The organism is Variovorax sp. P4_B10 (assembly GCF_056402375.1).
Map to the genome: position 1 here is coordinate 25668 of NZ_JBFUHN010000014.1, position 16615 is coordinate 42282.

Annotated in this window: 12 protein-coding genes; 4 read left to right on the forward strand and 8 right to left on the reverse strand. The window is 68.5% G+C overall.

Annotated features, from left to right (window positions below):
- From AC1DXX_RS09375 to AC1DXX_RS09385, 3 genes are all read left to right on the forward strand, one after another.
- Complete coding sequence (locus AC1DXX_RS09375) at positions 1-1902, forward strand: ABC transporter ATP-binding protein (RefSeq protein WP_478133904.1); 1902 nt, start codon at positions 1-3, stop codon at positions 1900-1902.
- Between the two features lie 646 nt (positions 1903-2548).
- Positions 2549-3952: a DUF2868 domain-containing protein gene (locus AC1DXX_RS09380; RefSeq protein ID WP_478133905.1), complete on the forward strand. Its 1404-nt coding sequence runs from the start codon at positions 2549-2551 to the stop codon at positions 3950-3952.
- Positions 3949-5358: a GTPase/DUF3482 domain-containing protein gene (locus AC1DXX_RS09385; RefSeq protein ID WP_478133906.1), complete on the forward strand. Its 1410-nt coding sequence runs from the start codon at positions 3949-3951 to the stop codon at positions 5356-5358. Before AC1DXX_RS09380 ends, AC1DXX_RS09385 begins: the two co-directional genes overlap by 4 nt.
- 10 nt (positions 5359-5368) lie before the next feature.
- Here AC1DXX_RS09385 and AC1DXX_RS09390 read toward each other — a convergent pair whose 3' ends face one another.
- Positions 5369-6361, reverse strand: a complete 993-nt coding sequence (locus AC1DXX_RS09390) for a sialic acid TRAP transporter substrate-binding protein SiaP (protein ID WP_478133907.1) — start codon at positions 6359-6361, stop codon at positions 5369-5371.
- 278 nt (positions 6362-6639) lie between these two features.
- Here AC1DXX_RS09390 and AC1DXX_RS09395 point away from each other — a divergent pair, with 278 nt between their 5' ends.
- On the forward strand, positions 6640-8394 hold the full coding sequence (locus AC1DXX_RS09395; RefSeq protein WP_478133908.1) for an IlvD/Edd family dehydratase: 1755 nt from the start codon (positions 6640-6642) through the stop codon (positions 8392-8394).
- A gap of 48 nt (positions 8395-8442) precedes the next feature.
- On the opposite strand, the gene AC1DXX_RS09400 is transcribed toward AC1DXX_RS09395, so the two are convergent.
- From AC1DXX_RS09400 to gabT, 7 genes are read right to left on the reverse strand one after another with little or no spacing between them, the layout of a single operon-like run.
- Positions 8443-9921 carry an NAD-dependent succinate-semialdehyde dehydrogenase gene (locus AC1DXX_RS09400; RefSeq protein WP_478133909.1) on the reverse strand — a complete coding sequence of 493 codons (1479 nt, stop codon included), beginning with the start codon at positions 9919-9921 and terminating at the stop codon, positions 8443-8445.
- A gap of 38 nt (positions 9922-9959) precedes the next feature.
- Positions 9960-10919 carry an agmatinase gene (speB, locus tag AC1DXX_RS09405; RefSeq protein WP_478133910.1) on the reverse strand — a complete coding sequence of 320 codons (960 nt, stop codon included), beginning with the start codon at positions 10917-10919 and terminating at the stop codon, positions 9960-9962.
- Between the two features lie 15 nt (positions 10920-10934).
- On the reverse strand, positions 10935-11753 hold the full coding sequence (locus tag AC1DXX_RS09410; RefSeq protein ID WP_478133911.1) for an ABC transporter permease: 819 nt from the start codon (positions 11751-11753) through the stop codon (positions 10935-10937).
- A gap of 22 nt (positions 11754-11775) precedes the next feature.
- A complete protein-coding gene (locus AC1DXX_RS09415; protein ID WP_478133912.1) occupies positions 11776-13032 on the reverse strand; it encodes an ABC transporter permease in 1257 nt (418 codons plus the stop codon).
- A gap of 14 nt (positions 13033-13046) precedes the next feature.
- Entirely contained in the window at positions 13047-14075 is a 1029-nt protein-coding gene (locus tag AC1DXX_RS09420) for an ABC transporter substrate-binding protein (RefSeq protein WP_478133913.1), read from the reverse strand.
- Between the two features lie 55 nt (positions 14076-14130).
- Positions 14131-15225 carry an ABC transporter ATP-binding protein gene (locus tag AC1DXX_RS09425; RefSeq protein ID WP_478133914.1) on the reverse strand — a complete coding sequence of 365 codons (1095 nt, stop codon included), beginning with the start codon at positions 15223-15225 and terminating at the stop codon, positions 14131-14133.
- A 23-nt stretch (positions 15226-15248) separates the two neighbouring features.
- The gene (gene gabT, locus AC1DXX_RS09430) at positions 15249-16541 is read right to left on the reverse strand and encodes a 4-aminobutyrate--2-oxoglutarate transaminase (protein WP_478133915.1); all 1293 of its coding nucleotides are present in this window, start codon (positions 16539-16541) and stop codon (positions 15249-15251) included.
- Positions 16542-16615 lie beyond the last annotated feature (74 nt).

Genomic DNA, 16615 nt, shown 5'->3' on the forward strand with positions numbered 1-16615 from the left:
ATGCGAGCGCGGCTAAAGTCCGGAGCTCTCTGGGAGACCGTTTCCTTGTTCCGCTTCTTCGAAAAACTCCTTCACCCGTATCCCGCCGCCGAACCGCCGCTGCCGCCCCAGGGCTTCTTCGCCTTTCTGTGGGCCTGCATGCAGGGCGTGCGCGGCAAGATCGCCGCCATGGCGGTGCTCACGGCCATCATGTCGATCTTCGAGGCGGCGCTGTTCGCGATCCTCGGACGCATCGTCGACTGGCTCGGCGGGCAGGTGCCGTCGCGGCTGTGGGCCGAGCGCGGCGACACCTTGCTGTGGATGGCCGCGGTGCTGGTGGTCAGCATCGCGGTGGTGGCGCTGCAGACCATCGTCAAGCACCAGACGCTGGCGGTGAACCTGCCGATGCGGCTGCGCTGGAACTTCCACCGGCTGATGTTGGGCCAGAGCATGGCCTTCTACCAGGACGAGTTCGCGGGCCGCATCACGGCCAAGGTGATGCAGACCGCGCTCGCGGTGCGCGAAACCATCTTCGTGCTGGCCGACGTGCTGGTCGCCATGGGCGTGTACGTGGCGACGATGATCATCCTGGTGGGCGTGCTCGACGCGCAGCTGGTGTGGCCGTTCGTGATCTGGCTGGCGCTGTACATCGGCTCCCTCGTCTACTTCGTGCCGCGGCTGGGCAAGGTCGGCAAGGCGCAGGCCGATGCGCGCGCGCTGATGACCGGCCGCGTGACCGATGCCTACACCAACATCGCGACCGTCAAGCTGTTCTCGCACACCCAGCGCGAGGCCGGCTTCGCGCGCGATGCCATGCGCGAGTTCATGCACACGGGCTACGGGCAGATGCGGCTGGTGAGCGCCTTCGAGATCGTCAACCACACGCTGAGCATGGGCCTCACGGCCGGCATGGCGGGCACCGCGCTGTGGCTGTGGTCGCGCGGCACGGTGGGCGTGGGCGCGGTGGCCGCCGCCACCGCGATGGCGCTGCGGCTGCAGGGCATGTCGCACTGGATCATGTGGGAAATGACCAGCCTGTTCGAGAACATCGGCACGGTGCAGGACGGCATGAAGACGCTGTCGCGCCCGCGCACCGTGCTCGATGCGGCCGATGCCACCGGGCTCGACGTGCCGCGCGGCGAGGTGCGCTTCGAGCATGCGAGCTTCCGCTATGCCGACGCCGGCCGCCGCGTGATCGACGACCTGACGCTGACGGTGAAGCCCGGCGAGAAGATCGGCCTGGTCGGCCGCTCGGGCGCCGGCAAGTCGACGCTGGTGAACCTGCTGCTGCGCTTCCATGACCTGGAAAGCGGCCGCATCCTGATCGACGGGCAGGACATTGCACACGTCACGCAGGACTCGCTGCGCAGCCACATCGGCATGGTCACGCAGGACACCTCGCTGATGCACCGTTCGGTGGCCGACAACGTCGCCTATGGCCGGCCCGATGCGACGCCGGCGCAGATCGAGGCCGCCGCCCGACGTGCAGAAGCCCATGACTTCATCCAGACGCTGGGCGACGCGAGCGGCCGGCGCGGCTACGAGGCGCATGTGGGCGAGCGCGGCGTGAAGCTCTCGGGCGGCCAGCGCCAGCGCGTGGCCATCGCGCGGGTGATGCTCAAGGACGCGCCGATCCTGCTGCTCGACGAGGCCACCAGTGCGCTCGACTCCGAGGTCGAGGCCGCCATCCAGCAAAGCCTCTACACGCTGATGGAAGGCAAGACCGTGATCGCGATCGCGCACCGGCTGTCGACCATCGCGGCGATGGACCGGCTGATCGTGCTCGATGAAGGCCGCGTGGTGGAAGAAGGCGACCACCGCACGCTGATGGCGCACGGCGGCCTGTATGCGCGGCTGTGGGCGCACCAGAGCGGCGGGTTCCTCGGCGATGCGCTCGAGGAAGAAGAGGCGCTGCGAGCCTGACCGAAGAGTCTCTTTCGTGAAACACCGCGGAACCGGCTTTGCCGGGCCGCWGGTGTYGCCCCCGGAAGTCAACGGCCCCGCACCCGGCAGGCACCGCATTGCAAACAATGGTCACACGGGCAATGACAAACTGACAAAGCTGCCTGAACCGGGGGATTTGTCATGGACTCTCCGCTTCGCGAGTCCTACAGCACGGGCCGTCCCTCGCCGACATCGGCCGTGTTGCCGGCGCGCAATGCTGGGCTCGTCGCCAACAACGAGGAGTCCTCGCGTGAATTCAATCATCTACATCGTCGGCCTGGTCGTGGTCGTTGTGGCCGTGCTTTCGTTCTTCGGCTTGAGATAGAAACTCCCCCAGGCTTCGCGCACTTCGTGTCGCTACGCCACCCCCCTCGCCGGGGGCGACACCTGCGGCCCGGCGAAGCCGGTTCCGCGGTGTCCCGCGAACTGGCCGTGACGGGTTCAGGGGCTGTGGGTGGCGTGCAGCGCGGCGGAGCCGCCGAGACCGGACACACACGTTTTCAACGTTCGCACCATTCGGAAACGGGGTCGCTCGCGGCCCCGTTTCTCATGGGTCTTCGCAACGCGCCGGGCATAATTCGCGCGCCCCGGCACTCCGTGGGGCACCACTTGCGAAGGGACCCTGTTGACCAACGACACCGCGTTGCGCGAACCTGCCTTTCCGGATGCGGTGATCACCGAGGCAATCCGATGGACCGAGCAGAACGGTCCGCTCGACGATGCGCAGGCCCTTCGCACAGCGGCCTCGCGGGCGGCTGAGGGCCACGCCCGGATCACCGAACGTGCACGCCAGCTCGGCGAACGCATCGGGCTGCAGCCCGAACTGGCCCGCGCCCGGCAGTGGGCGCCCTGGGTGCTGTTCGCGCTGGTGGCGCTGATCGTCGTCGCGGGCCTGGGCCTCGCGGGCAGCGTGATCGGCGGCGGCGAGCGCCATATCAACGTGATCGTGGCGCTCGTGAGCCTGCTGGGCCTGCATGCGCTCACGCTGCTGCTCTGGCTGGCTGGCCTGTGGCTGCCGCTCGGTTCGTTCAACACGGCTTCGCTCGGCTGGATCTGGCTCTCGCTCACCGCACGCGTGGCGGGTGGCAAGCGGGGCCAGGCGCCGGTGCTGGTGCGCGCAACCACCGGGCTGCTGGGCCGCGCCAGATTGCTGCCCTGGGCCTTCGGGCTCGTGAGCCATGGCATCTGGGCGCTGTCGTTTGCCGTGGTGCTGGCCGCGATGCTGTTCGCACTGGCCTTTCGCAGCTACACGCTGAGCTGGGAGACGACGATCCTCGATCCGGCCTTCTTCGTGCGCGCGGTGCAGTTGCTGGGCTGGGCGCCCGCGCAGCTCGGCTTTCCGGTGCCTGACGCCGCAACCGTTCTCTCCCCCTCGCCCGGCGCCGCGGGCCAGCGCACCTGGGCGATGTGGCTGACCGGCTGCATCGTGGTGTACGGCCTGCTGCCGCGCCTCGCACTCGTGCTGCTGAGCGCGGCCATCTGGCGCAGCCGCCGCAAGGCGCTGCAGCCCGACTGGAGCGAGCCCTACTACCGCAAGCTGCTGGCCCGCTTTGCGGCGCTGGCGCCCGCCGCCATCGTCGATGCCGACCCGGGCCGCACACGCGGCATCGCCCCGGCCGGCCTGGCCCCTTCCGAGCTGCAGGACGCGTTCTTCGTCATCGGTTTCGAGCTGCCGCCCGACATGCCCTGGCCGCCCGCCGGTTTGCCCGCCGACGCCACGCAGGTGCTGCGCATCGACGGCAGCGCCCCCGCACGCCGCGCCCTGCTCGACCAGGTGGCGCAGGCTCGCCCGCGCGCCGTGCTGCTGGTGTGCCACGCCGCATCGAGCCCCGACCGCGGCACCGAGCGTTTCCTGCGCGAGGTGCTGGCGCATTGCGGCGAATGCCGCCTGTGGCTGTCCGATGCAGCCGGCGGCAGCGCAAGCGCATCCCGCCGCTGGATCGACTGGCTGCGCGACACCGGCCTGGAACGCATCGCGGCCAGCGACCGGCTGGACACCGCACTGCAGGGACTGGGCTCCACACCATGAGGCGAGAAGCCATCCGCATTGCCGTCGTCGGCCACACCAACGCGGGCAAGACCTCGCTGCTGCGCACGCTGACGCGCCGCGTGAATTTCGGCGAGGTGTCGCAGCGCCCCGGCACCACGCGCCATGTCGAATCGGTCGACCTCGACGTGAACGGTGCCGCCGCCGTGCGCTTCTTCGACACGCCGGGCCTCGAGGACGCGGTAGCGCTGCGCGAGCACCTGGCAGGCTTCGACCCGCAGGCCACGCCGCCTGAGCGCATCCGCCAGTTCCTGCAGGGGCCGGAAGCGCACGGCGTGTTCGAGCAGGAGGCCAAGGTGCTGCGCACCATGCTCGACATCGACGCGGCCTTCCTCGTCATCGACGTGCGCGAGCCGGTGCTGCCCAAATTCCGCGACGAGATCGAGCTACTCAACGCCTGTGCCCGGCCCGTGCTGCCGGTGCTGAACTTCGTTCGTGACACCACCAGCCGCGAGCCGGCGTGGAGGGAGCTGCTCTCGGCCTACGGCCTGCACGTGCAGGTGCGCTTCGATGCGGCGGCTCCTTTTGTCGGCGCCGAGCGCGACCTCTACACCGACCTCGCCACCCTGCTGCGCGACCGCCGCGAGCGGCTGCACGAGGTGGTCGATTTCCTCGACACCGAAGCCGTCGAACGCCGCCGGTCCGCCTGCACGCGCATCGCCGGCTTGCTGCTCGACGCGGCCTCGGTGCGCCGCACGGTCTCGGCCACCGAGTTCGCCGACACCGCGCGGCGGCAAGCGCTCGTCGCCGCACTCCGGAAAGCCGTGTTCGACAAGGCCCAGCGCTGCACCGACGACCTGCTCGCGCTCTACGGCTTTCGCCAGGGCGATGCCGACGAGGCGCCGCTGCCGATGATCGAGGGCCGCTGGACGCTCGACTTCTTCAGCCCCGAAGCCATGAAGGACGCGGGCCTGCGGCTCGGCAAGGGCGCCGTCATCGGCGCGGCCGTCGGCGTGGTGGCCGACCTCGCCGTGGCCGGCATCTCGCTCGGCGCAGGCGCGGCATTGGGCGGCGCCATCGGCGGCGCGGTGTCGCAGGGCTGGGGCCCGCTGGGCCGCAAGCTGGCCAACAAGCTGCGCGACGTGCATGAGGTCACCGTGGAAGACGGCGTGCTGTTCACGCTCGTTGCATGGCAGCTCAAGCTCGCGCAGGCGCTGGAGCAGCGCGGCCACGCGGCCACGCAGCGCATCGCCGCCGAGACGCCCGAGGACGGCGATGCAGCCACGCGCGCCGCCGCGGCCGCGGTGCGCGCCGCGCAGCCGGCGCGCAACCACCCCGAATGGGAATCGACCGGCGTCGCAGCGCGCAGTTTCTGGCGCCCCTCGCCCCAGCGCGAGGCGCTGGCCGCCGACCTGTCGCACGCCCTGCAACGCGCTTTCGAGGCCTGAGGCGCGCAGTTCAGTTCGCGCCCGAACTCAGCGCCTGCAGCTTCGCGTAGTCGCCCGGCCGCGCGCCGAACTGCTCGGGCGTGGCGCGCCTGGCGATACGCTCCAGGAACGGCAACCGGTTGACCGGCGAAACGGTCATGCCCTTGCTGCGCAGGAACTTCTCGTCCTCCAGCTCGCCGGCGATCACGCCGACGTTGGTCCATTTCGCGTTTTCCACGAGGGTCTTTTCCATCATCGCCTGCTGTTGCGGCGTCAGTTTGGCCCAGGCCGCCTTGCCGATCACGATGCCCAGCGTGTCGTAGATGTGCCCCGTCAGCTGCACGTACTTCTGCACCTCGTAGAGGCGCTTGTCCTTGACTGTGCCCAGCGGGTTCTCCTGCGCCTCCACTTCGCCCTTCTTGAGCGAGCCGTAGAGGCTCATGAAGGGGAGCGTGATGGGCTTGGCGTCCAGTGCGGTGGCGAACAGCTGGTAGGCCGAGGCATCGGGCACGTACAGGCGCAGGTCGCGGAAGTCTTCGGGGCGCAGCAGCGGCTTGCTCGACGTCACCTGCCGCGCGCCGTAGTAGACCGGGGCGACCATGCGGTTGCCGCTCTTCTCGTTGTAGCCCTTCATCAGCTCCGCGAGCAGCGGGCTGGCGAGGTACTTGCGCATGTGGTCCAGGTCCTTGAAGGCGAAGGGGTAGCTGCCCAGGCGCAGCGGCGGATAGCCCTCGGCCAGGGTGGCCTGCCCCACATAGGCGATCTGCATGGAATCGTTCGCGAGCATCAGGGCGAAGTCGCCTTCCTGCCCCAGCTTGGACGAGGGCACCACCTCGATCTTGATCTTGCCCTCGGACTGCTCGGCAATCTTGCGGGCCGCCAGCTCCGCCTGCTGATGGAAGATGCTGGCGGGCTCGAAGACATGGCCCCACTTGAACTGCAGCACCTGAGCCTGGGCGGCCGCGACGCCGCCCATGGCCATCAACAGGGCACCGAACCGGCGCCACGGCAAGAAGCTTTTCATGAACTCTCCCTCTGGTTGAGAAGGTCAACCCAGTGCAAATTGCGCGCCAGAGCAAGGGTTGACCACCGGAAGACGCCGGCAAAGGGATCGTAAAGATTTGAAACAAAGGTGGTAATCGGGTTTGCCCGACTGCGGACCGGCGTGGACGACTTGGCTGCCGGCGTCATGGTGGCAAGCCCGCGAATCGGCCGAGCAGCTCCAGGCCGAAGTGGCCCGCTGGAATAAAGTCATCGCCGAGTCCAACATCAAGTCCGACGAATAAGCAGCACAGGCACCCCATGTCCGAATCCCCCTTCGAACCCGACGACAGCACCGACAACCCCGGCGCAGGCATGCGCAAGGGCCTGACCAGCTACGGCGACCGCGGCTTCTCGCTCTTCTTGCGCAAGGCCTTCATCAAGGGCGCGGGCTACACCGACGCCGCGCTCGACCGCCCCGTGGTCGGCATCGCCAACACCGGCAGCGCCTACAACCCCTGCCATGGCAACGCGCCGCAGCTCATCGAGGCCGTGAAGCGCGGCGTGATGCTCGCGGGCGGCCTGCCGATGGACTTTCCCACGATCTCGGTGCATGAAAGCTTCGCGGCACCGACCAGCATGTACCTGCGCAACCTGATGTCGATGGACACCGAGGAAATGGTGCGCGCACAGCCCATGGATGCCGTGGTGCTGATCGGCGGCTGCGACAAGACCGTGCCCGCGCAGCTGATGGGCGCGGCCTCCGCCGGCCTGCCGTCGATCCAGCTCATCACGGGCTCGATGCTCACGGGCAGCCACCGCGGCGAGCGCGTGGGCGCCTGCACCGACTGCCGGCGCTACTGGGGCAGGTACCGCGCGGGCGAGATCGACGGCGAGGAAACCGCCGACGTCAACAACCAGCTCGTGGCGAGCGTGGGCACCTGCTCGGTGATGGGCACGGCCAGCACCATGGCCTGCATCGCAGAGGCGCTGGGCATGACGATGCCGGGGGGCGCATCGCCACCCGCCGTCACGGCCGACCGCATCCGCATCGCCGAGCAGACCGGCGCGCAGGCGGTGCAGATCGCACGCGAGCGGCTCACCATCGACAAGGTGCTGACACCGGCCGCTTTCGAGAATGCGATGCGCGTGCTGCTGGCCATCGGCGGCTCGACCAACGGCATCGTGCACCTCGCGGCCATCGCCGGGCGCATGGGCCTCGACATCGATCTCCACGCGCTGGACCGCATGGGCCGCGAGACACCGGTGCTGCTGGACCTGAAGCCCTCGGGCCAGCACTACATGGAAGACTTCCACGCGGCCGGCGGCATGGCCACGCTGCTGCGCGAACTCAAGCCGCTGCTGCACCTCGACGCGCTCACGGTCACGGGCCGGACGCTGGGCGAGGAAATCGAGCGCAGCGGACCGGGCTTCCGGCAGGACGTGGTGCGGCCCGCCAGCCGGCCGATCTACCCGCAAGGCGGCATCGCGGTGCTGTGGGGCAACCTGGCGCCCGGCGGCGCGATCATCAAGCAGTCGGCCGCCGACCCCGAGCTCATGGAACACGAAGGCCGCGCCGTGGTGTTCGAGAACGCCGAAGACCTGGTGACCCGCATCGACAGCGACGAACTCGACGTGACGGCCGACGACGTGCTGGTGCTCAAGAACATCGGCCCCAAGGGTGCGCCGGGCATGCCCGAAGCGGGCTACATCCCGATTCCGCGCAAGCTCGCGCGGGCCGGCGTGAAGGACATTGTGCGCATCTCCGACGGCCGCATGAGCGGCACGGCCTTCGGCACCATCGTGCTGCACGTCACGCCGGAGTCGGCCATCGGCGGGCCGCTGGCTTACGTGCGCAACGGCGACCGCATCCGGCTCAGCGTGGCGAACCGCGAGATCTCGCTGCGGGTGCCGGACGACGAACTGGCACGCCGCGCCAAGGAAACGGTGGTGGTCGAACCCACCGCCGACCGCGGCTACAAGAAACTGTTCCTGCAGACCGTGACGCAGGCCGACAAGGGCGTGGACTTCGACTTTCTGCGTGCGCCGAACACGATCGGCAAGGTGCCCCGTTGAACCGGGGGCGTATCCATCGGCGCGGCTGTGCAGCCGCGCGCTCTTTTCCTACTTCTGGATGTCGCCCAGGCAGAGGTACTTGATCTCGACGTAGTCGTCCATGCCGTGGTGCGAGCCCTCGCGCCCCAGGCCGGACTGCTTCACGCCGCCGAACGGCACATGCTCGGTGGCGATCACGCCGGCATTGATGCCGACCATGCCGTATTCGAGCGCTTCCGCCACGCGAAAGATGCGGCCCACGTCGCGGGTGTAGAAGTAGCTCGCCAGGCCGAACTCGGTGTTGTTCGCCGCGTCGATGCCGTCCTGCTCGGACTTGAAGCGGAACACCGGTGCGAAGGGGCCGAAGGTTTCCTCCCGCGCGCACAGCATGTCGGACGTGGCCTCGGCAATCACGGTCGGTTCGAAGAACTGGCCCTGGATCCGGTGGCCGCCCGCCAGCACCCTGCCGCCTTTGGCAACCGCGTCGTCGACATGGCGCTGCACCTTGTCGACGGCTGCGTCTTCGATCAGCGGCCCCTGCATCACGCCGTCTTCGAAACCGTTGCCGACCTTGAGCGCCTTGACCTTGGCCGAGAATTTCTCGACGAAGGCGTCATAGATGCCGTCCTGCACATACAGCCGGTTCGCGCACACGCAGGTCTGGCCGGCGTTGCGGTACTTGCTGGCCATGGCGCCTTCGACCGCCGAATCCACGTCCGCATCGTCGAACACCAGGAAAGGCGCATTGCCGCCGAGTTCGAGCGACAGCTTCTTGACCGTCGGCGCGCACTGGCTCATCAGGATGCGGCCGACTTCGGTGGAGCCGGTGAAGCTCAGGTGGCGCACGACGTCGCTCTCGCACAGTTCCTTGCCGATGGCGATGCTGTTGCCGCTGTCGGCCGTGAGCACGTTGAGCACGCCCGCGGGAATGCCGGCCCGCACAGCCAGCTCGGCCGCGGCCAGCGCGGTCAGCGGCGTGAGTTCGGCGGGCTTGATGATCACCGTGCAGCCGGCAGCCAGCGCCGGCGCCACCTTGCGGGTGATCATGGCCAGCGGAAAGTTCCACGGCGTGATCGCCGCGCACACGCCGATGGCCTGCTTCATCACCAGCAGGCGGCGGTTGTTGTCGAACTGCGGCAGGACCTCGCCGTTCACGCGCTTGGCTTCTTCGGCAAACCACTCGACGAAGCTCGCGCCGTACACGACCTCGCCCTTGGCCTCGGCAAAGGGCTTGCCTTGCTCGGCGGTCATCAGGCGGCCCAGGTCTTCGGTGTTGGCGATCAGCAGGTCGAACCACTTGCGCAGCACGATGCTGCGCTCCTTGCCGGTCTTGCCGCGCCAGGCGGCAAGCGCCTTGTTGGCGGCGGCAATGGCGAGCGCGGCGTCCGCGCGCGTGAGGTTGGCCACATCGACCAGCTTCTGGCCGGTCGCCGGGTCGTTCACGTCGAAGCGGCTCGCGCCCTTTGTCCATTCGCCGGCGATCAGCGCATCGGTCTTGAGCAGGGTCGGGTCGTTCAGCAGTGAGAGAGGGGAAGTCTTCGTGTCCATGTTGTCGTGTTGTCTCGGGAGAAGATGAATAGCCGGTGTCAGCGGAAAGGTACACCGGGGAGTACGCAGAGCATTTCGTAGAGCAGATTGGCCCCGAGCAGCGCAGTGTTTCCACTCGTGTCGTAGGGCGGGCTGACTTCCACCAGGTCGGCGCCCACCACGTTCAGCCCGCGGCAGCCGCGCACGATCTCCAGCGCCTGCGGCACGGTGAGCCCGCCGATCTCGGGCGTGCCGGTGCCGCCGGCGAACGACGGATCGATGCCGTCGATGTCGAAGCTGATGTAGACCGGATGCGTCGGCCCGATGCGCTCGCGCACCTGCGCCATCAGCGGCGCCAGCGACTGGTACCAGACCTCGTGCGCCTGCACCACGGTGAAGCCCTGTTCGCGCGGCCAGTCGAAATCGTCCGCTGCATAGCCGGTGCCGCGCAGGCCGATCTGCCAGACCTTGTCGCAGGCCAGCAGGCCCTCTTCGACGGCGCGCCGGAACGGTGTGCCGTGCGCGATGCGCTCGCCGAACATGTCGTCGTTCACGTCCGCATGCGCATCCACATGCACCAGCGCAACCGGGCCGTGCCTGCGCGCCACCGCGCGCAGGATCGGCAGCGCGATGGTGTGGTCGCCGCCGAGCGTCAGCGGCGCGCAGCCGGCGGCCAGCACCGTGTCGTAGAAGGCCGAGATGATGTCGACCGACTTGTCGAGCGAGTAGGTGTTGATCGGCACGTCGCCCAGGTCGGCCACGTTCAGCCGGTCGAAAGGCGCCGCGCCGGTGGCCATGTTGTAGGGCCGCAGCAGCGCCGACTCGGCGCGGATCTGGCGCGGCCCGAAGCGCGCACCCGGGCGGTTGGAAGTACCGATGTCCAGCGGCACGCCGATGAACGCCGCGTCCAGCCCCTCCGGGGAAGTTGCAGCCGGCAGCCGCATCATCGTGCCGGGGCCGGCGAAGCGCGGCATCGTGTTGCCGCCGAGCGGCTGGTTCGGTGTCGGGGTGGCGGGCATCGTGTGCTTGGGGGTTCAGCGCCGCCGGCCGCGCAGCCATTCGAGCGCGAGCAGCAGCGTGGTGGTGAAGATGATCAGCAGCGTCGCCACGGCGGCGATGGTGGGCGAGATGTTCTCGCGGATGCCGGTGAACATCTGGCGCGGCAGCGTGACCTGGTCCGGCCCCGCGAGGAACAGCGTGACCACCACTTCGTCGAACGAGGTGGCGAAGGCGAACAGCGCGCCCGAGATCACGCCCGGCGCAATCACCGGCAGCGTGATGCGCATGAAGGTCCTGAACGGTGTTTCGCCCAGGCTCAGCGATGCGCGCACCAGGTTCTGGTTGAAGCCGGCCAGCGTGGCGAGCACGGTGGTCAGCACAAAAGGCGCACCGAGTGCCGCATGCACCACGATCAGCCCGATGTAGGTGTCGGCCAGGCCGATGGGCGCGAAGTAGAGGTAGGTGGCGACGCCCACCACCACGATCGGCACCACCATCGGCGAGATCAGCACGCTCATCAGCAGGCCCTTGAAGGCAAAGCTCGTGCGAGACAGGCCCACCGCCGCCAGCGTGCCCAGCACGGTGGCCAGCACCGTGGCGGCCGGCGCGACGATGAAGCTGTTGCGCGCCGCGCGCGCCCATTCGGGCGAATCGAAGAGGTTGCGATACCACCGCAGCGACCAGCCCGGGATCGGGTAGGCCAGGAACGAGCTGTCGGAGAACGACAGCGGAATCACCACCAGGATCGGCGCCAGCAGAAAGGCCAGCACCGCGACGCAGCCGGCGCGCACCAGCCACCAGCCGAGCTTGTCGGCGAAGGTGGCGTAGGCCGGGAATTGAGGAAGCTTCAGCATGCTTTTTTGTCTTTCGTGCCGGTCAGCCCAGGCTCAGCTCGGCCTTGCCGATGCGGCGGTACACCGCATACAGCACCAGCGTGGCGGCCAGCAGCACGGCGCCCAGCGCGCAGGCCATGCCCCAGTTGATTTCCACGTTGGTGTAGCGCGCGATGTAGTAGCTCAGCATCTGGTCGTCCGCGCCGCCGAGCAGCGCCGGCGTCACGTAGTAGCCGATGGCCAGGATGAAGACCAGCAGCGCACCGGCGCCGATGCCCGGATAGGTCTGCGGCACGTACACCCGGAAAAAGGCCGCCAGCGGCGAGCTGCCCAGCGAGACGGCCGCACGCAGGTAGGTGGGCGGCACGCTCTTCATGACGCTGTAGAGCGGCAGGATCATGAACGGCAGCAGGATATGCACCATCGCGATGATCACGCCGGTGCGGTTGAACAGCAGCGCCAGCGGATGGTCGATCAGGCCGATGCCCATGAGGCCGCGGTTGACCAGGCCCTCGGACTGCAGCAGCACGATCCAGGCCGCCACGCGCACCAGGATGGAAGTCCAGAACGGCACCAGCACCAGGATCATCAGCACGTTGGCCTTGCGCGCCGGCAGTGTCGACAGCCACCAGGCCAGCGGATAGGCCAGCAGCAGGCAGAAGAAGGTGACCACGGCGCTGATCTGGAAGGTGCGCAGCAGGATGCCGGCAAAGGCGCGCTGGTCGGCAGGCATGCGCTCCACCTCGCCCGCCACATTGCGCCGCAGGTCGACCGAGGCGAGCAGGTAGTCGGGTGTCCAGCGCGATCCGTTCTTTGCAATGGCCTGCCAGAACGGCACCTCGCCCCAGCGCGGATCGATCTCCAGCATGCGGGCCTTGATTTCTTCCGGCGTGCCGGCAATCGGCAGCGCCCTGAAGGTGCCCATCACGAGCGAGCGGGCGCCCGCGATCTCGGTGTTGAGGCGGCGCGCGAGTGCGCCCGCATCGGAGCTGTCGGGCAGCTGGCCGAGGTCGGCCGCGATGGCGGCATAGGCCGCGGGCGCGGGCGCCTCCTTGCGGCTCCATCCGTCGAGTGCGCGCACGGTGCGCGGCAGCGCATTGGCCACCTCGGGGTTCTCGACCGCGCGCTGCAGCAGCGCCACGATGGGCACCAGCAGCGTCAGCAGCAGAAACACCAGCAGCGGCGCCGTGAGCGCGAAGGCGCGCCACTTGCGGCGCGACTCGGCGCGCGCCAGCGCACGCCGGAGCTCGCCGGGTGGCGCCTCTGCCGGGACCTGGGGGACAGACATTGCCGCGTGCATGGCCTCTTGCCTGCTTACTGCGTGGCCCAGGACGCGAAGCGCTTCTCGAGCGCCTCGCCCTGGTCAGCCCAGAAGCCGACGTTGAACTGCAGCGCGTCCTTGGCGTTGGTCGCCGAGGTCGGCAGGTCGGCCAGCACCTTGGGGCTGAGCGAAGCCAGTGCCTTGGTGTTGGCGGGACCGTAGGCGATGTTCTGGGCATAGACCGCCTGGTTGGCCGGCTGCATCACGAACTGGATGAACTTCAGCGAGGCTTCCTTGTTCGGTGCGCCCTTCGGAATCACCAGGTAGTCGAGGTCGTAGATGCCGCCCGGCCAGTAGATCTTGAGGTCGCGGCCTTCGCGGTTGGCCGCGTCGATGCGGCCGTTGTACACGGTGGTCAGCACCACGTCGCCGGCCACCAGGAACTGCGGCGGCTGTGCGCCGGCTTCCCACCACTGGATGTTCGGCTTGAGTTCGGTGAGCTTCTTGAACGCGCGGTCGGCGCCGTCCTTGGTGGCGAGCACCTTGTAGACATCGGCCGGCTTCACGCCGTCGGCCATGAGCGCGAACTCGAGGTTGTAGCGCGCGCCCTTGCGCATGCCGCGCTTGCCCGGGATCTTCTTCACGTCCCAGAAATCGGCCCAGCTGGTGGGCGCGGTCTTGAGCTTTTCGCCGTTGTAGGCCATCACGGTCGACCACACGAACAGGCCGACGCCGCAATCGGTGACCGCGGCCGGCAGGAAGTCGGCCTTGCTGCCGATCTTCGAATAGTCGAGCTTCTCGAACAGGCCCTCGTCGCAGCCGCGCGCCGCGTCGGGCGATTCGACCTCGACCACGTCCCAGGTGACCTTCTTGGTCTCGACCATGGCCTTGATCTTGGCCTGTTCGCCGTTGTATTCGACCGGAATGATCTTGGTGCCGGTCTTCTCGTAGGGCTCGTAGTAGGCCTTCTTCTGGGCGTTGGCGTTGGCGCCACCGAAATTGACCACGGTGAGCTGCTGCTGGGCAAAGGCAGGCAGCGCGAAGCTGGCGGCGACGGTGCAGGCGAGGAGAGTCTTTTTCATGGTGGGTATCTTCCTGGGTGATGAACGAGAACGGGAACGAGAAACGAGACTGGATTCAGAGCGCATAGATGCGCGCATGCGCAACCGGAAATTCGAGCACCACCGATTCGCCGGCCTGCGGCGCGGCGGTGCCGCCCGCGCCGGTCAGCGGCAGCTTCACGGTGGCTTCGGCCTGGCCGCCGCCCACGCTGCAGAGCAGCCGCAGGTGGTCGCCGAAGTAGATGACACGCGCCACCTCGGCGGCGAGCATGTTGGCGCCCTGCGCGTCCGGCCGGCGGTGCAGCACCACGCGCTCGGGGCGGATGCAGGCCTCGACGGCCGTGCCCGCGGCCGCACCGCTGACGTTGAGCCCGTGCARCACGCGGCCATCGGGGAGCGTCATTTCGGCGTGCTCGCCGCCACGGCTCAACTGGCCCTTGAGCACGGTGTTGTCGCCGACGAAGCCAGCCACGAAACGGTTGGACGGCGTCTCGTACAGCCGGCCGACCGTGTCCAGCTGCTGGATCACGCCTTCGTTGAACACCGCCACGCGGTCGCTCATGGTGAGCGCCTCGCCCTGGTCGTGCGTCACGTAGACGAAGGTCACGCCCAGCTGGCGGTGCAGGTCCTTGAGCTCGATCTGCATGTGTTCGCGCAGCTGCTTGTCGAGCGCGCCGAGCGGCTCGTCCATCAGCACCAGCTGGGGTTCGAACACCAGCGCGCGCGCCAGCGCCACGCGCTGCTGCTGGCCGCCCGAGAGCTGGCCGGGCAGCCGGTCGGTCATGCCGCGCAGCTGCACCATGTCGAGCGCGCGCTGCACGCGGCGCTGCTGCTCGTCCTTCGACACCTTGCGCACCGTCAGCGGATAGGCCACGTTCTGGCCCACGCTCAGGTGCGGAAACAGCGCGTAGTTCTGGAACACCATGCCGAAGTGCCGCTTGTGCGGCGGCGTGCCGGTGATCTGCTTGCCGTCGAGCAGGATCTCGCCGGAGGTCGGCGACTCGAAGCCCGCCAGCATCATCAGCGTGGTGGTCTTGCCCGACCCCGAGGGCCCGAGCAGGCTCAGGAACTCGCCACGGTGGATGTCCAGATCGAGCTGGCGCACCACCAGGTGTTCGCCGTCGTAGGTTTTCTGGACGCGCTGGAAGCGCACCAAGGGTTCGTCTGTCATGGAGGATTTCAGGATAGGGTCGATCAGCGCAGYGCGGCGAAGCTGTCCGCGAGAAGCGCCAGGCCTTCGTCCACAAGCAAGTCGGATGCCGTCAGCGGCACCAACACGCGAATTACATTGCCGTAGGTGCCGCATGACAGCAGGATTAACCCGCGCCGCGCCGCCTCCGCAACCACCTGGCGGGTCAGCACGGCATCGGGCCGGGCGGTGTCGCCCTGCTCGAACAGCTCGATGGCCACCATGGCGCCGAGCCCCCGCACATCGCCGATGGCCGGCACGCCGGCCGCGATGCGGCGCAGGCCGGCCGTGAGCCGCTCGCCCAGCGCCCTGCTGCGCGCCAGCAATTGCTCGTCGTCGAACACCTTGAGCACCGCGAGCGCCGCGGCGCAGCCGATGGGGCTGCCGGCATAGGTGCCGCCCAGGCCGCCGGGCGCGGGCGCGTCCATCACCTCGGCCCGGCCCACCACGCCGGAGATCGGGAAGCCGCCCGCCATCGACTTGGCGGTGGTGATCAGGTCGGGCGCCACGGGCCATTGCTCGCTGGCGAACCAGGTGCCGGTGCGGCCGGCGCCGGTCTGCACCTCGTCGGCAATGATCAGGATGCCGTAGCGGTCCGCCAGCGCCCGCAGGCCTTCGACGAAGTCGTTGGGCGCCACGTAGAAGCCGCCCTCCCCCTGCACCGGCTCCAGGATGAAGGCGGCCACGCGTTCGGGCTCGATGTCGTTCTTGAACAGCAGCTCGACCGAGTGCAGGGCATCGTCCACGCTCACGCCGTGCAGCGCATTCGGATACAGCGCATGGAACACCTCGCCCGGGAACGGGCCGAAGCCGACCTTGTAGGGCGCGACCTTGCCGGTCAGGCCGAGCGTCATCATCGTGCGGCCGTGGTAGCCGCCGTTGAAGGCGATGATGCCGGGCCGCCGGGTGTAGGCGCGGGCGATCTTGACCGCGTTCTCGACCGCCTCGGCGCCGGTGCTCAGGAAAATCGATTTCTTCGCGAACTGGCCCGGCGCCAGCGCGTTCAGGCGCTCGGCCAGCTCCACATAGGGCTCGTAGGCCAGCACCTGGAAGCAGGTGTGCGAGTAGAGATCGACCTGCACCTTCACCGCGGCGCTGATCTCCGGGTGGCAGTGGCCGGTGTTGAGCACCGCGATGCCGCCGGCGAAATCGATGTAGCGGCGCCCCTCGACGTCCCACAGCTCGGCGTTGGCGGCCCGGCTGACGAAGATTTCATGGGCCTGGCCGACGCCGCGGGCGACGGCCGCGCTGCGGCGGGCCATGAGGGCGGCATTGCTGAGATGGGGTTCACGCTGCATGGGTACGACCTGTGCTTTGAAGAAGGAATGCCGGCACTCTAGGTCGCGCGAATCGATCCAGCCATGTACACCGG

What these genes read in the sequence shown, in the direction of transcription:
- AC1DXX_RS09375 (WP_478133904.1), top strand. Translation starts at nt 1, where the DNA reads ATGCGAGCGCGGCTAAAGTCCGGAGCTCTCTGGGAGACCGTTTCCTTG.
- AC1DXX_RS09385 (WP_478133906.1), top strand. Translation starts at nt 3,949, where the DNA reads ATGAGGCGAGAAGCCATCCGCATTGCCGTCGTCGGCCACACCAACGCG.
- AC1DXX_RS09390 (WP_478133907.1), bottom strand. Translation starts at nt 6,361, where the DNA reads ATGAAAAGCTTCTTGCCGTGGCGCCGGTTCGGTGCCCTGTTGATGGCC.
- AC1DXX_RS09395 (WP_478133908.1), top strand. Translation starts at nt 6,640, where the DNA reads ATGTCCGAATCCCCCTTCGAACCCGACGACAGCACCGACAACCCCGGC.
- AC1DXX_RS09400 (WP_478133909.1), bottom strand. Translation starts at nt 9,921, where the DNA reads ATGGACACGAAGACTTCCCCTCTCTCACTGCTGAACGACCCGACCCTG.
- speB (WP_478133910.1), bottom strand. Translation starts at nt 10,919, where the DNA reads ATGCCCGCCACCCCGACACCGAACCAGCCGCTCGGCGGCAACACGATG.
- AC1DXX_RS09410 (WP_478133911.1), bottom strand. Translation starts at nt 11,753, where the DNA reads ATGCTGAAGCTTCCTCAATTCCCGGCCTACGCCACCTTCGCCGACAAG.
- AC1DXX_RS09415 (WP_478133912.1), bottom strand. Translation starts at nt 13,032, where the DNA reads ATGCACGCGGCAATGTCTGTCCCCCAGGTCCCGGCAGAGGCGCCACCC.
- AC1DXX_RS09420 (WP_478133913.1), bottom strand. Translation starts at nt 14,075, where the DNA reads ATGAAAAAGACTCTCCTCGCCTGCACCGTCGCCGCCAGCTTCGCGCTG.